Below are 14030 nucleotides of genomic sequence, written 5' to 3' on the forward strand. Positions count from 1 at the left end.
AACCGTGGATTCCGACGCGGAAATACACCTATGTCGAGATCACGCCGACACGCATTAGTGGTCGCCATTTTGAACTGGGAGACGAACCTGAGCGGTACTGAGCGCTGCGGCCCGTCGATGCCTCGGCCGAGCTTCGGTCCCGTGCCCGCCGCCGCCTCAACGTTGTCTGGGCCCGCCGGACAGCCGGCTGCATGGCAGACGCCTAGAATGCCATCTGGGCTGGATCCGACGCTCGACGGCGGCTGGTCGGCCGTGCTGACAATGACGGCGCAAGTGATCGTTGCCTTCCTCGTGATCCCGCTCCTCGTGCATTTAGTGGGCAACGAGTGCCGCTTCGCTGGCAGTGGGGCGGGCTCTCGCTGTTGGACATTGTCGACTTCCTGATCGAACGGATCGAGGAGGACGAGGCGGCTCCCCGGAAGCTGCTGGAGGACATTCCAGGAATACCCGATCGCCCTGACGTACCCCGACCCCGACCATCGGGATTTCCAGGCCGGCCGGCGCCCGGCTTGCCGGTTGACCGCCAAAGGAGGCCGCGCCATGCCCACCGTCTCGGTTATCATCCCCACCCGCAATGACGCTCCAAAGCTGAAAACGTGCCTCGCCCTGCTGTCCCAACAGAGCAGGCCTGCCGATGAAATCATCGTGGTGGACAACGCAAGCAGCGATGACACATCTGCCATCTGCGCCACGGCCGGCGTGAGGCGCATACCTGTGGACCTGCCAGGCATTCCGGCAACGGCTGCTGCAGGTTTTGATGCCGCAGCGGGGGAGATCATCGCCAGGCTGGACACCGACTCCAGGCCGCCCCAAGACTGGCTTGAGCACGTGGAGCGGATCCTTCAGGCATCCGGGCCGCTCACGGCTGTCACTGGACCCGCTGATTTTTACGGCGGGAACCTCTTGGTCCGCTGGACGGGCCGGTACCTGTTCCTGGGAGGCTATTTCACTGTCGTTGGCTTCCTGATGGGCCATCCGCCGGTGTTTGGTTCCAACTTTGCGCTGCGGCGGGGTGTCTGGGCGGCAATCCGCACCATCGTGGTCCGGGACAACGCCGATGTCCATGATGACTTCGATATTTCCTACCGCCTGCGACCGGACATGACGGTTATCTACGACCCCACCTTGCGGGTCGGGGTTTCCGCGCGGCCCTTCGCCAGCTGGTCATCGTTTCGACGCCGCGTTGCAATGTCCCTGGTGACGTTCCGCGTCGAGTTCGCGCATGAACCGCCCCTCCGGCGCCGCTTGGACCGCTTCCGGTGGGGGTACTGGCAACGGCACCAAAACGGTCCCCACCGGGACGAAAGCCCGGTTGAAGACAGGTAGAGCACGACGCTGGTCAGTCGGCTTAGGGGCAGTTCACTTTGCAGAGTCGGCAGGGCGGCCATGCGCCGGCTGGTTCCGGCGCCGAACGGCGCCTGGCCATGGATCGGGCCCGAACAGAGACCGCGACCCAATCGCTTTCATTTCTGTCCGGCACTCTGCGGGCTCGGTAACGTGTCAACACCCCTGCCGACGGCTGCGGGAATACGGTCCCGGCCCGACTCCTGCAGCGCAGCGGCCTCACGGCTTGCCTGTTCCAACAACCGTGTGTCCTGGTCGCAGGCTTCCTGCTCAACCCGGGCTGCGGACCTCGCGCGCTCCACACGTGCGTCGTGCCGGCCTGAGGCAGGATCGCAGCCGCCTGCGAAAGCGCGTCCATGGTGGTCATCGGATCACACACTCGGAACTGGGCAGACGGAGGACCCATGACGGACCGCGCGCTGCAGGTGGTCATGGTATCGGATAGCCCGGTGGCCGTCATTCCGCAAGGCCAGGGCCCGGAGGGTCGGGGAGTTGTGGTCGGCGTGGACGGCTCTGAGGAATCACTCCAGGCTGTTGCACTGGCAGCGGCAGAAGCGGACCGCGAGGGGGACGAGCTCACCGCGGTGCTGGCTTTCCGGCGCCCCGCCTGGTGGATTCAGCGTGGGATGCCTGGCAGAGGCCTGGCCCAGGCGATTCAAGAAGAGGACAAGATCGTCCTGGCTGAATCAGTCGCGGGCCTCACGGACAAGTATCCGGACCTCGTAGTACATCAGCGGCTCGAAAATGACGAGGATCCCGCGAAGGCGCTAGTGGATGCGGCAGCCAGCGCACGGTTGCTGGTCCTAGGCAGCCGTGGACGCGGCGGGTTCAGCAGGCTCTTGCTGGGTTCCACCGCTCATGCGGTCCTGCAGCGGGTACCCTGCCCCACCGTTGTTACCCGCGTTCACAAGGTTAAGCACGAGGAATAACCGCTACCGGTGCGGAGGGAACCCTCCTAGGGATTGCCTTTTCGCTCTTTGCGGTCCCGGGCCGTCCATCCTCGCGGCTTTGCGCAGGGCAGTTCTTGCGCGGCGCCGGCTCAGGGCTGCGGCATGCGGCCGAGTGTCCGGCACACGGCCAGAGTGAACCACAGTTGTAAGTCGTGGTAACGGGTCCCGCAACAGATGTCCCGTGAACAATCCATTAGGCTCCTGGTGGTCGATCAACCAGGTCTGAGCCTGGCTGATCTTGTCTCCGCGTAGATACCCCCAGAGGGCGTTGCCGAGGAGACCCACACCCGAGCTGTCCGGTGTGGCATTCTGCCAACTATTCCCGCCGTCGGTGGAGGAGGAGGCGCGTGAAAATGGTGGACGGCTGGGATCGTTTTCCTGCCCCACGAGAAGCACGGCTGCTGGGCCCGCGGCCATGTTCAGGGGATGGAAGGTGCAGTGCGGACGGGGCAGCCCGGCAGCTGTCCCGTCCCGGGCGGTCCAAGCTGATCCGTCGCTGCTCTGATAGAGCGTAATGGCCGTGCCGCCGGATTCGCGGTCGGGTGTTGTGGCGAGGAGCCAGCCCTGGGCCATGCCCACGGCTGCGTTCAGGCTGGTGGCGGAGGTTTCAAGAATTGGTTCCGGCTGAAGGCTAAAGTCCGTGCCGTTACTGCTGGTGAAGGCGAAGACCTCTCCATTGCGGTGCCCGAGCAGGAGCCATTGGCCCTGGCGGGCGGTGGGCTTGTTGGCCAGCGCCATGCCGGGATCTGTCTGGCCATCAAACAAGACTGGTTGCCAGGAGGCGCCGTTGTCTGGGGAGTAGGCAGCGCGGTGGCCGTCGAAGTTGACGTGGTGATGTCCAGGACGGCGAGGACTTCTTGCCCCCGGCTAGCCATTGCTGTCAGTGAATTCCTGGTGCGGTCTTCGCTGGCCAGTGCGGTGTCGATGCCCCCGGTGTGGAACGACAGGCGGGTCCGGTCCAGCCAGCTGCCGTCGGTGCAGGCGGTGCAAAACAGTGTCAGCGCTGCCACAACGGCAGCCAGTCTCATTCGTAAGTTCATATCTTCCCCGGCAGCTGATCCGGGCCGCGGCAGCGGCCCCTTGCTGGGGAGTCTAGGCAGGAAGGGGTGGCCGGCGCTTGTCACCGCCGGCCGGTTGTGGATAACTATTAATGCTTTAAGATTCAATAAAAAAAGGTAGCATGGTTCCGTGACACAAACACTTGGCCTGTCTCCGGTTCTCTTTCTCAGCCACGGTGCTCCGCCGCTTGCCGACGACGCTACCTGGACACGGCAGCTTCACGACTGGTCCGGCACCTTTAACAAGCCCAAGGACATCCTGATGGTGTCAGCGCACGGGAACACGCCCCCGTTACGCTGAGCGCCACCCAGCGGGATCCAGGCCTTGTTTATGACTTTGGCGGCTTCGCGCAGAAGTACTACGACGTCACGTACGACGCACCGCAGGCTCCGGGGCTCGCCACGGAGGTGGAACGGCTGGTGGCCGGGCATGGCCATCATGTCGAACGCGATGAGAGCCGTGGGCTGGACCACGGAGCCTACGTGCCTCTCAAGGAGATGTTCCCCGAAGCAGATGTTCCGGTGGTCCAGATGTCCATACCCACCCTCGATCCGCAGGGTCTGTTTAACCTCGGCATGTCGCTGGCACCGCTGCGCGAACGCGGCACCCTCATTGTCGGTTCCGGGTTCACCACTCACAATCTCCGCTGGTTCAGCCCGTCCGGAGGGCCAGACGTTGCGCCGCCGGCAGCCTCGAGCGAGTTTGACCACTGGGCCGAAGAGGCCATGGCGCGCGGCGACGTCGACGCCATCCTCGATTTCCTGAACAAGGCCCCAGCCGCCCGGCAGGCTCACCCGCGCAGCGAGCACTGGGCGCCGCTCTATGTTGGGCTCGGCGCAGCCTATGGCTCCGGTGAACTGCACGCGAAGACTGCAATCGACGGGTTCTGGTACGGGTTGTCGAAACGCTCCTGGACCCTGACCTAGGAAGCAGGCCCGTTTCAATCCGGCGCGTCCGCTACCTCGATCCGCGCGGCACAGACATCCGCTGCTGCCTTCCGCATCACCGCGCCGTTGGGATCGGGCACATCCAGGAAATCCAGCCGGGGGACTGAGGCGTAGCGCCTCAGCGCCGGTTGGTCCATGACCAGCCCGGCCAGGGTCCGGTCCCCACCGGGAGCAAGATACTCGATCTGCTGGCCGCCGAAGACCGTTGCTGCGTGTGCTGCCACTTTCTCCACCAGCTCGTCAGCCTGGTTGGCCCGGCGGCGTGCAAACCGCTGCTGGGACTGGCCACCAGCCGCCGTCCGGGACTGCACGTAGCGGGAGCCTGTCTTGGACGCAAGCAGGATGCCTTCCCTGGCCACGGCCACCGCATAGCCGCCGCGCCGCACGAGCACCAGGCCGGCCGTCCGGGGCTGGGCGGCGACGGAGGCCAGGCGCTCCAGCGGATCGGCGCCCCGTCCCGGCCTTCCGTCAGGTGGCCAGGGCGCCTGGATCAACGCAGTGGTGCCGTCGGCCGCCACCAGCCGCACACCGTCGTCGTCATCGCTGATCCGGAAGCCGCCGTGCGCGGCACCGAAACGTGCCGCCCATCCGGCCAGGCGTCCGCCGGACACAAACGCGGTCCTGACGGACCCCGGCCGGCCGGCGCCGCCGGGGGTACTGCGTGCGCTCATGGCGGGATCCCTTGCATGGAGGGCGGAAGTGGGGCAGTGAACTAATGAGTAGCCTATCTATGTGGATGATCTCTTCGCCCAAGGGCATGGCAATGACGACGACGACACTGACGAACCGTCGTCGTCCGGCCGTACCGCCGCGCCCCGCAGTCCCTTGGCCGTGCGGATGCGGCCACGCACCCTGGATGACGTGGTGGGCCAGCAGCACCTGCTGGGGCAGGGATCGCCGTTACGGCAGCTGGCGGCCGGCACCGACGCCCTGGGTCCCGCGGGGCCCAGCTCGCTGATCCTCTGGGGACCGCCCGGGACCGGAAAAACCACGCTGGCGCACGTGATCGCCAAGGGCAAGGGGCGGAAGTTCGTGGAGCTGTCCGCCATCACCGCAGGCGTCAAGGACGTCCGGCGGGTTATGGACGAAGCCCTGACAGCGCGGGACCTGTACAAGACCACCACTGTGCTTTTCCTCGACGAGATCCACCGCTTCAACAAGGCCCAGCAGGATGCCCTGCTGCCCGGCGTCGAAAACCGCTGGGTGGTGCTCGTAGCAGCAACCACGGAAAACCCGTCCTTTTCGGTGGTCTCGCCACTGCTGTCCCGCTCCCTCCTGCTCACCCTGAAACCGCTGACGGAGGCGGACATTGAAGGGCTCCTGCAGCGCGCCGTGGCGGACGAACGCGGCCTGAACGGAAAAGTGGAGCTCACCGCCGAGGCCGTGGCGCACCTCGTCCGGCTCGCGGGCGGCGACGCCCGGCGCGCCCTGACGGCCCTCGAAGCAGCAGCGGGCGTGGCCTTCGGCGATGCGGACGACGCCGCTGCCGACTCGCTGGTCACCGTGGAACTCAAGCACACCGAACGCGCGCTGGATGTGGCTGCCGTGCGCTACGACCGCGCCGGGGACCAGCATTACGATGTCGCCAGCGCATTCATCAAATCGGTCCGCGGCTCCGACGTGGACGCCGCACTGCACTACCTTGCCAGGATGCTGGAGGCAGGGGAGGACCCGAGGTTCATTGCCCGGCGCATCGTGATTTCCGCGGCGGAAGACGTGGGAATGGCGGACCCCACAGCGCTGCAGACGGCGGTCGCCGCCGCCCAGGCAGTCCAGCTGATCGGCATGCCCGAGGGGCGGATCGTCCTGGCCGAAGCCGTGGTGCATCTGGCCACCGCGCCGAAATCCAATGCCGCGTACATGGGAATCAACAAGGCCGTCGCGGATGTCCGTGCCGGCCTGGGCAACGGGATCCCGGCGCACCTGCGTGATGCGCACTACCCCGGCTCCAAGCAGCTGGGCCACGGGCTCGGCTACAAGTACGCCCACGATGCCCCCCATTCCGTGGCCAGCCAGCAGTACCCGCCGGATGATCTGGTGGGTCGGGACTACTACGAGCCCACCGCCAACGGTGCGGAACGGGACATCGTCGTCCGCCTCGAACGCCTGCGCAAGATCATCCGCGGCAACTGACCGGCGTCGTCGGTGGAGTGGCCCCGGCAATGATGCCACCGGAGTGACGTGGGGGAGCGGCGGCCGGAGCGGCCGGCGGAGTGTGGGAATGCAGCCGAATCCTGCTAAGATTGTTCGTTGTCTGGCAAGGCGCGGACGCAATCTCCCCATCCTTAAGTATTTCTGCTGTTTCGTGGGGTAGCCCTGTGCCCAGTAGCAAAAGGCAGCGGTTGGCCGATGCTCTCCATTATGGAGGCCAGTAACACTGACACACCGCAGATATTGGAAGGACACAAGTGGCTAACAACACTCGTGCTCGCCGTACAGCACGCCTCTCGCGTGCACTCGGCATTGCTCTGACCCCCAAGGCCGCCAAGTACATGGAGCGCCGCCCGTACGGCCCCGGTGAGCATGGCCGTGCCCGCAAGAAGCAGGACTCCGACTACGCCGTCCGTCTGCGCGAAAAGCAGCGTCTGCGCGCCCAGTACGGCATCCGCGAAGCCCAGATGACCCGCGCCTTCGAAGAAGCCCGCCGCACCAAGGGCCTGACCGGTGAAAACCTGATCGAACTGCTCGAAATGCGTCTCGACGCCCTCGTGCTGCGTGCCGGCTTCGCCCGCACCATCGCCCAGGCCCGCCAGCTCGTTGTGCACCGCCACATCATGGTTGACGGCATCCGCGTTGACCGCCCGTCCTTCCGCGTCAGCGAAGGCCAGCTTGTCCACGTCCACACCCGCAGCGAAACCATGGTTCCGCTCCAGGTTGCAGCAGCAGGCGCACACCGTGACGTCCTGCCCCAGGTTCCGGCCTACCTGGACGTCAAGCTTGACGCCCTGCAGGCCCGCCTGGTCCGTCGCCCGAAGCGCTCCGAGGTTCCCGTAACCTGCGAAGAGCAGCTCGTCGTCGAATTCTACGCACGCTAAATCCCAGCAGCGTATCCAAAGAAGCCCGTGGCAAGCGCCACGGGCTTCTTTGTATGTAAGGTACTTGGGGGACATCTGCGGAACGCATCAAGGCAGCGTGCGCGGACGTAAAAGATCCACGTCAGTTTCAAGGAGATGAACGTCTATGTCTGGTGGCGATATTGCCGGCCTGATCGCAGCCGGGGTGTTCGCGCTCCTGGTGCTGCTGCTCGCCGTGCCCATCCTGAAGCTCGGCAGTGTGCTGGAGGAAGTTCGGACCTCCATCCGCTCCCTCAGCGACGGCGCCACGCCGCTGATGGACGAAGTCACCGCGACCGTCTACACCACCAACCAGCAGCTGAAGAAAGTGGATGGCATCGCCTCCAACGTTTCGGATGCGTCGGCAAACCTTTCCGCACTGTCCTCACTCGTTGCAGCGACAGTCGGTTCACCGCTGATCAAGGTGGCAGCCTTCAGCTACGGCGTGCGTTCCGCCCTCGCCAACCGCAAGAAGCCCGCACCCGGCCGCCGCAGCCGCTAAGCCACCGGAGAACTGAAATGAAACGATTTGTCTGGATGGGAATCGGCGTGGCCATCGGAGTCATTGCGTTCCGCAAGATCAGCGAAGCCCAGTCCAACCTGGGGCCGGAAGGCCTGAACCGCGCGGTGGGCCGGCTGGCTGACGGCGTGTACGACTTCGCCGATGCCGTGCGTGCCGGAATGAGTGAGCGCGAGACGGACCTTCGGGCCGCTCTCGGGATCGACTCCCAGGATGCAGCCCGCCGCTGAACGCGCGGGAAAAACGCGCGAGAATTAAACCAGCAGCCGCCGCTTGCCGGCACTGCCGTCTGAATCAATAAGTCATGCGTGGCACAACGCGTGAACCGAGAAGGGTATGTAATCAGCTCATGAAGTCGCAGGAGATCACAAAGCGCTGGGTGGACTTTTTTGTCAGCAAAGGACACACCGCGGTTCCCTCCGCCTCGCTGGTCTCCAGCGACCCCTCCCTCCTGTTCACCGTGGCCGGCATGGTCCCGTTCATCCCTTACCTGACTGCCCGCGAAGAGGCCCCTTTCGCCCGGGCCACCAGCGTCCAGAAGTGCATCCGGACCGGCGACATCGAGGAAGTGGGCAAGACCGCCCGCCACGGCACGTTCTTCCAGATGTGCGGCAACTTTTCCTTCGGTGATTACTTCAAGGAAGACGCCATCAAGTACGCCTGGGAGCTGCTCACCAAGAGCGTGGACGACGGCGGCTACGGCCTTCCGCCGGAACTGCTGTGGGTGACGGTCTACGAAGAGGACGACGAAGCCAAGGAGCTGTGGCTGACGAACACCGGCGTCCCGTCCGAGCGCATCCAGCGTATGGGCAAGGCCGACAACTACTGGCACACCGGCCAGCCGGGCCCGGCAGGCCCCTGCTCGGAGATCTACTACGACCGGGGCCCTGCCTACGGCGTCGAGGGCGGTCCCATCGCCGACGAAAACCGCTACGTTGAAATCTGGAACCTGGTGTTTATGCAGTATCAGATCGACAACGTCCGCTCCAAGGACGACTTCGACGTCGTCGGCGAACTGCCCAAAAAGAACATCGATACCGGCCTCGGCATGGAGCGTCTCGCGATGATCCTGCAGGGCGTCGAGAACATGTACGAGACCGACCAGGTCCGGCCTGTGATCGACAAGGCTGCCGAGCTGTCGGGCCGGGAGTACACCTCGGCCGAAACACCTGAGGATCCGCACCACACGGACGACGTCCGCATGCGCGTTGTCGGTGACCACATCCGTTCGGCCCTGATGCTGATCGCCGACGGCGTGACCCCGTCCAACGAGGGCCGCGGCTACGTCCTGCGCCGCCTGATCCGCCGCGCCGTGCGTTCCATGCGCCTGCTCGGCGTCGAAAAGGCCTGCCTGCCGGACCTGCTCCCCGCCTCACGCGATGCCATGAAGGGCGTCTACCCCATCGTGGCGACGGACTTTGACCGCATCAGCCGGATCGCCTATGCCGAAGAGCGGGCCTTCCTGCGCACCATCGCTTCAGGTACCGCCCGCCTCGAAGACGCCGTCACGGAGTCCAAGGCCGCCGGCACGTCGCTGTCCGGTGCAGATGCCTTCGCCCTGCACGACACATACGGCTTCCCGATCGACCTCACCCTGGAGATGGCGGAAGAAGCCGGACTCAAGGTCGACGAGCCGGAATTCCGCCGCCTGATGCTCGAACAGCGCCAGCGTGCCCAGGCGGACGCCAAGGGCAAGAAGGGCGGCCACGCCGATCTCAGCGCCTTCCAGGAGCTGCTGGCCCAGGGCGAGACCGTCTTCACCGGATACACCGACCTGGATGGCGAGTCCCGGGTCCGGGGCATCCTCAGCCGCGGACAGAACGTGGGGCATGCTGCCACCGGCGACGAGATTGAACTCGTCCTGGCGGAGACCCCGTTCTACGCTGAGGCGGGCGGCCAGTCGGCTGACACCGGCCTCATCACCGGTGACGGATTCGTGGTCGAGGTCCTGGACGTCCAACGCCCCATCAAGGGACTGAGCGTCCACAAGGCAATCGTCCGCGAAGGCGAGATCGGCTCCGACTCACTGGTCCGCGCAGCCGTGGACCGCGAGCGGCGCCACGCCGCCGAGCAGGCCCACACCGGCACGCACATCGTCCATGCCGCCCTGCACCAGATCCTCGGCCCCGAGGCCACCCAGCGCGGTTCCTACAACAAGGCCGGCTACCTGCGCTTCGACTTCGCCTGGGGCGAAGGCCTCAGCACCGCAACGCGTTCGGAAATCGAGGAAGTCTCCAACCTCGCCATCCGCAACAACTTCCGCGTGGACACGAAGGTCATGGGCCTGGCCGAGGCCAAGGCGCTGGGCGCCATGGCGCTCTTCGGCGAAAACTACGGCAGCGAAGTCCGTGTTGTGGAGATCGACGGCGCGTGGTCCCGGGAACTCTGCGGCGGCACGCACGTAGCCAACACGTCCCTGATCGGCAGCCTGTCGCTCCTCGGCGAGCAGTCAGTCGGTTCAGGAAACCGCCGTGTGGAGGCGTTCGTGGGCATGGATGCTTTCCGCCACCTGGCCGCCGAGCGCGCCCTGGTGACTGAACTGACCGAGATGCTCAAAGTGCCTTCCGGTCAGCTCGCCGACAGAATCGCCAGCACGCTGAACAAGCTCAAGGCCACGGAGAAGGAACTCGACCGCCTGCGCAAGGAACAGATCGCCGCGGCGGCCGGAAACCTCGTGGGCACAGCCCGGGACGCAGCCGGCGTCCAGGTCATCGCACACGACGCCGGCCAGATCGGCGGCGCTGACGACATCCGCAACCTTGCCCTCGACCTGCGCAACCGCCTCGGTTCGGCAGCATCCACCGTGGCAGTGGCCGGTGTCAGCAATGACCGGCCCATGATCCTGGTGGCCACCAACGAGGCAGCCCGGGAAGCCGGCGTGAAGGCCGGGGCCCTGGTCCGGCTCGCGGCCGGAATCCTCGGCGGCGGCGGCGGCGGCAAGGACGACGTCGCCCAAGGTGGCGGCACGGACGCCGCCAAGGTCGCACCGGCGCTGGCCGCCGTTGTGGACGCCATCTCCCGGCGCTAGGGAACCCGTGACAGAATCCGCTGGCGCCGCCGGCTACCCCCAGGGCATCAAACTGGGGGTAGACGTCGGCACCGTCCGCGTGGGCGTGGCCCTCTGCGACCGGGACGAAATCCTGGCCACTCCGCACAAGACCCTGGACCGCAACGCCAAGAAGAATTCCGACGTGAGTGTCATCGCGTCCCTCGCTGGGGAACTGGGCGCCGTCCAGGTCTTCGTGGGGCTGCCACGCACCATGAAGGGCGAGGAACACGCCTCTGCCAGGATGGCCACCGACTACGCCGAACTGCTGGTCGCGGAGTTCGTTGCCCGGGGAATGGATGTTCCGGTCAACCTGGTCGACGAGCGCCTGAGCAGTGTTACGGCGCACCGTAACCTGCACGAAGCTGGCATGAGCAGCCGGAACCACCGTAAAGTGGTGGATCAGGTCGCGGCGGCAGGCATCCTCCAGCACGCCATCGACATGCAAAAAGCCAGGGGAACGGACGTTGGCAGCCGCGTGACTGCGCCGCCCCGTACTCGGCCATCCGGAGCAGGTTCGGCAGTCCAGCCCGAGCATGCGGCCCCGGAAGGCACGACCCGATCTCAGAACACGGAAGGCTACAGTGAGCCCGTCCAGTAACGACGACGCCTCAGGCGCCACGAGCAACGATGGCGCCAGGCCGCTGACCCGAAAAGAGCTCCGCGCCCTGGAGAAGCACACGGGAGGCAGCGATGTGGTTCCCGAGCAGGCCTACGAAACGGGGCAGGATGCGCCCCCACCTGTCACGGCTCCTGTTCCCGAAGCTGCCCCCGCTCCTGCCCCCGCTCCTGCGCCTGCCCCCGTTCCGGTCCAGGCGGCCGAACCGGTTCAGGCGCCTGAACCGGATCCGGAGCCGCAGCCGGCCGTCCCCACAGTCCCGGAAACCCCGCCTTCCATCCAGGACGCCGGTCCGGCCGCAGACCACCAGCCGGACGAAGCCCAGGTTCAGGAATACCACCCCGAAGACCAGCACTTTCATGAAGCGCACGACGCCGGGCACCACCACCCTGACGAAGCGCTCCATGACGCCGGGCACCACTATCCGGACGAAGAACACCACGATGCAGGCCACCACGATGATCACCATGCCGATGACCACTACCTTGATGATCACCACCCCGACACCGGCCTGTTCGCTGGCGCAGTCGCGCTTCCCGTAGTGGCGAAGCCCTCCAAGAAGGTGCGGCGCCGGCGCCGCCTCCTGGCCCTGTTCCTGACACTTGTGGTCTTCGTGGCAGCGATCGCCGTGGGCGCGCAGTTCCTGAAGCCCCTGCTGGGAAACGATAAAGCGGCCGACTACCCCGGCCCCGGCACGGGCGAAGTCATAGTTTCAGTCCAGCCAGGTGAAGGTACGCGCTCCGTGGCCACCAAACTGGAAAGCGGGAAAGTTGTGGCAAATGCTGACACTTTCCTGCAGGCATTTGCTTCTTCCGGCGGAACGCTGTCGCCGGGGGACTACGCGTTCAAGATGGAAATGAAAAACTCCGACGCCGTCAGCGTCCTGCTCGGCACCGACAAGAGCAAGGTCATCTACTTCGCTTTGAGTGCCGGTCTCAGGGTCGGCGAGTCGCTTCAGGCCATCTCAGAAGGCTCCGGTGTGTCGCTGCAGCAACTGAAGGAGCTCAGCAACGCTCCCGCGCAGTTTGGGCTCCCAGCCAACGCCAAAAACCTTGAGGGTTTCCTCGCTCCGGGGGAGTATCGCTTCCCGCTTGGCACACCGGCCAAGGACATCCTCCAGTCGCTGGTGAAAGTAACCACGGACGAACTGGTGGCACAGGGCATCTCCGATCCGGCGAAGCAGTATGAAGCTGTGATCGTGGCGAGCATTGTCCAGGCTGAGGGCGGACAGGCTGAGTACGGCGACGTTGCCGGGGCCATCTACAACCGCCTCAAGCCGAATGACCAGACCTCCGGATATTTGCAGGTGGATTCTGCCGTGACGTACGGGCTGGGCACCAAGAGCTTCAACTTCACCGATGAAGAGCGCCGGGACAAATCCAACCTGTACAACACCTACGCCAACCCGGGCCTGCCGCCGGGCCCCATCGGCTCCCCGGGCAAGACCGCCATCGATGCGGCGGCGAAGCCCAAAACCAACGACTACCTGTACTGGGTAACCATCAACCTGGACACGAAGGAGACAAAGTTCTCCAAGACGCTCGACGAACACAACGTCTACGTCAACCAGTACAACACCTGGTGCCAGGCCAACGTGGGCCGCTGCACATGAGTCTCCGGGCCGCCGTCCTGGGCCATCCGATCAGCCACTCCAAGTCCCCGGCCCTGCACCTGGCGGCCTACGGCAAACTCGGGATGGACATCGCCTACACGGCCCTGGACCTGACCGAGCAGGCTCTGCCCGCCTTTATGGAACAGGTCAGGACGCAGCAGGGCTGGCGTGGACTCTCAGTCACCATGCCCCTGAAATCAGGCATGTTTGCCGAGGTGGACGAAGTCCGCGGCGTGGCACGGACGCTGGGCGTGGTCAACACCGTCGCCTTCGAGGAAGACCTGGGTTCCGTCAGGCGCATCGGCTACAACACCGACGTCGCCGGCATCGTCAACGCTGTCCTTAACGCCGGAGTGGCGGCCAGCCCCGCCGCGGTGGTGCTGGGCGGCGGCGGTACAGCCGCAGCCGCAGTGGCCGCGCTGAAGGATCTGGGCACGCAGCACGCCCAGGTGTTCGTCCGGGATACGTCCCGGGCCGACGAAGCACGCGCCGCCGCGGCCGGAGTAGGCCTTTCCATAGCCGTCCGGCCGCTGACCGAAGCCGCCGTTCCGACCGCAAGTGCCGACGTCGTAATTTCCACGCTCCCGCCGCGCGCAGCGGACGGGCTGGCGGCGGAGATCGCCGCGTTGGGAACCGGAACACCCGGTGTCCTCCTGGACGTGGCCTATGATCCGTGGCCCAGCCAGATTGCGTCGGCGTGGCAGTCCGGCGGCGGTGCGGTGGTGCCCGGGCTCGAAATGTTGTTGTACCAGGCGGTGGAACAGGTTCGCCTGTTCACCGGCCGCGGTGACGACGTTAATGCGTCTGTCATAGATGTGATGTGCGACTCAGTTGGCCTTCCCCGACGGGCGTTCTGACCGCCATACGTGGCAGGATGGAA

12 protein-coding genes and 1 pseudogene are annotated in these 14030 nt (G+C 65.5%); 11 read left to right on the plus strand and 2 right to left on the minus strand.

Annotated elements, in window-relative coordinates:
• The first annotated feature begins 540 nt into the window (after positions 1 to 540).
• Positions 541 to 1326, plus strand: coding sequence for a glycosyltransferase family A protein (locus NG697_RS15060; protein WP_252603975.1), 786 nt, complete (start codon positions 541 to 543; stop codon positions 1324 to 1326).
• Positions 1327 to 1748: 422 nt separating this feature from the next.
• Entirely contained in the window at positions 1749 to 2273 is a 525-nt protein-coding gene (locus tag NG697_RS15065) for a universal stress protein (protein ID WP_252614578.1), read from the plus strand.
• A gap of 3 nt (positions 2274 to 2276) precedes the next feature.
• Here the strand turns inward: NG697_RS15065 and NG697_RS15070 are convergent, their stop codons facing one another.
• Positions 2277 to 3032 carry a hypothetical protein gene (locus tag NG697_RS15070; RefSeq protein WP_252614579.1) on the minus strand — a complete coding sequence of 252 codons (756 nt, stop codon included), beginning with the start codon at positions 3030 to 3032 and terminating at the stop codon, positions 2277 to 2279.
• A 450-nt stretch (positions 3033 to 3482) separates the two neighbouring features.
• On the opposite strand from NG697_RS15070, the pseudogene NG697_RS15075 reads away from it, so the two are divergent.
• A pseudogene (locus NG697_RS15075) lies at positions 3483 to 4279 on the plus strand (dioxygenase family protein).
• Positions 4280 to 4293: 14 nt separating this feature from the next.
• Here NG697_RS15075 and NG697_RS15080 read toward each other — a convergent pair.
• The gene (locus tag NG697_RS15080; RefSeq protein ID WP_252608007.1) at positions 4294 to 4971 is read right to left on the minus strand and encodes an acVLRF1 family peptidyl-tRNA hydrolase; all 678 of its coding nucleotides are present in this window, start codon (positions 4969 to 4971) and stop codon (positions 4294 to 4296) included.
• Between the two features lie 61 nt (positions 4972 to 5032).
• Here NG697_RS15080 and NG697_RS15085 point away from each other — a divergent pair, with 61 nt between their 5' ends.
• The 8 genes from NG697_RS15085 to NG697_RS15120 all read left to right on the plus strand — a co-directional run bounded on the left by NG697_RS15085 (position 5033) and on the right by NG697_RS15120 (position 14007).
• Positions 5033 to 6433, plus strand: a complete 1401-nt coding sequence (locus NG697_RS15085; RefSeq protein ID WP_252598914.1) for a replication-associated recombination protein A — start codon at positions 5033 to 5035, stop codon at positions 6431 to 6433.
• 275 nt (positions 6434 to 6708) lie between these two features.
• Positions 6709 to 7335, plus strand: a complete 627-nt coding sequence (gene rpsD, locus NG697_RS15090) for a 30S ribosomal protein S4 (protein WP_058932352.1) — start codon at positions 6709 to 6711, stop codon at positions 7333 to 7335.
• 145 nt (positions 7336 to 7480) lie between these two features.
• Positions 7481 to 7855, plus strand: coding sequence for a DUF948 domain-containing protein (locus NG697_RS15095; protein WP_252598913.1), 375 nt, complete (start codon positions 7481 to 7483; stop codon positions 7853 to 7855).
• Positions 7856 to 7872: 17 nt separating this feature from the next.
• Positions 7873 to 8103 (plus strand): DUF6167 family protein, encoded by a 231-nt coding sequence (locus NG697_RS15100; protein ID WP_252598912.1) that lies wholly within the window; start codon positions 7873 to 7875, stop codon positions 8101 to 8103.
• Between the two features lie 119 nt (positions 8104 to 8222).
• The gene (gene alaS / locus NG697_RS15105) at positions 8223 to 10901 is read left to right on the plus strand and encodes an alanine--tRNA ligase (protein ID WP_252598911.1); all 2679 of its coding nucleotides are present in this window, start codon (positions 8223 to 8225) and stop codon (positions 10899 to 10901) included.
• A 7-nt stretch (positions 10902 to 10908) separates the two neighbouring features.
• Positions 10909 to 11520, plus strand: coding sequence for a Holliday junction resolvase RuvX (gene ruvX / locus NG697_RS15110; RefSeq protein WP_252614580.1), 612 nt, complete (start codon positions 10909 to 10911; stop codon positions 11518 to 11520).
• 43 nt (positions 11521 to 11563) lie between these two features.
• Entirely contained in the window at positions 11564 to 13150 is a 1587-nt protein-coding gene (mltG, locus tag NG697_RS15115) for an endolytic transglycosylase MltG (protein WP_445260451.1), read from the plus strand.
• Positions 13147 to 14007 carry a shikimate dehydrogenase gene (locus NG697_RS15120; protein ID WP_252598908.1) on the plus strand — a complete coding sequence of 287 codons (861 nt, stop codon included), beginning with the start codon at positions 13147 to 13149 and terminating at the stop codon, positions 14005 to 14007. The genes mltG and NG697_RS15120 overlap by 4 nt, the downstream gene beginning before the upstream one ends.
• Positions 14008 to 14030: the final 23 nt, after the last annotated feature.

Source organism: Pseudarthrobacter raffinosi, from assembly GCF_023913835.1.
GTDB classification, from domain to species: Bacteria; Actinomycetota; Actinomycetes; order Actinomycetales; family Micrococcaceae; genus Arthrobacter; species Arthrobacter raffinosi.

Excerpts from the sequence above, each read along its gene's own strand:
- NG697_RS15060 (WP_252603975.1), top strand. The coding sequence starts at position 541 with ATGCCCACCGTCTCGGTTATCATCCCCACCCGCAATGACGCTCCAAAG.
- NG697_RS15100 (WP_252598912.1), top strand. The coding sequence starts at position 7,873 with ATGAAACGATTTGTCTGGATGGGAATCGGCGTGGCCATCGGAGTCATT.
- NG697_RS15120 (WP_252598908.1), top strand. The coding sequence starts at position 13,147 with ATGAGTCTCCGGGCCGCCGTCCTGGGCCATCCGATCAGCCACTCCAAG.
- NG697_RS15070 (WP_252614579.1), bottom strand. The coding sequence starts at position 3,032 with ATGGCGCTGGCCAACAAGCCCACCGCCCGCCAGGGCCAATGGCTCCTG.
- NG697_RS15080 (WP_252608007.1), bottom strand. The coding sequence starts at position 4,971 with ATGAGCGCACGCAGTACCCCCGGCGGCGCCGGCCGGCCGGGGTCCGTC.
- NG697_RS15065 (WP_252614578.1), top strand. The coding sequence starts at position 1,749 with ATGACGGACCGCGCGCTGCAGGTGGTCATGGTATCGGATAGCCCGGTG.
- alaS (WP_252598911.1), top strand. The coding sequence starts at position 8,223 with ATGAAGTCGCAGGAGATCACAAAGCGCTGGGTGGACTTTTTTGTCAGC.
- NG697_RS15095 (WP_252598913.1), top strand. The coding sequence starts at position 7,481 with ATGTCTGGTGGCGATATTGCCGGCCTGATCGCAGCCGGGGTGTTCGCG.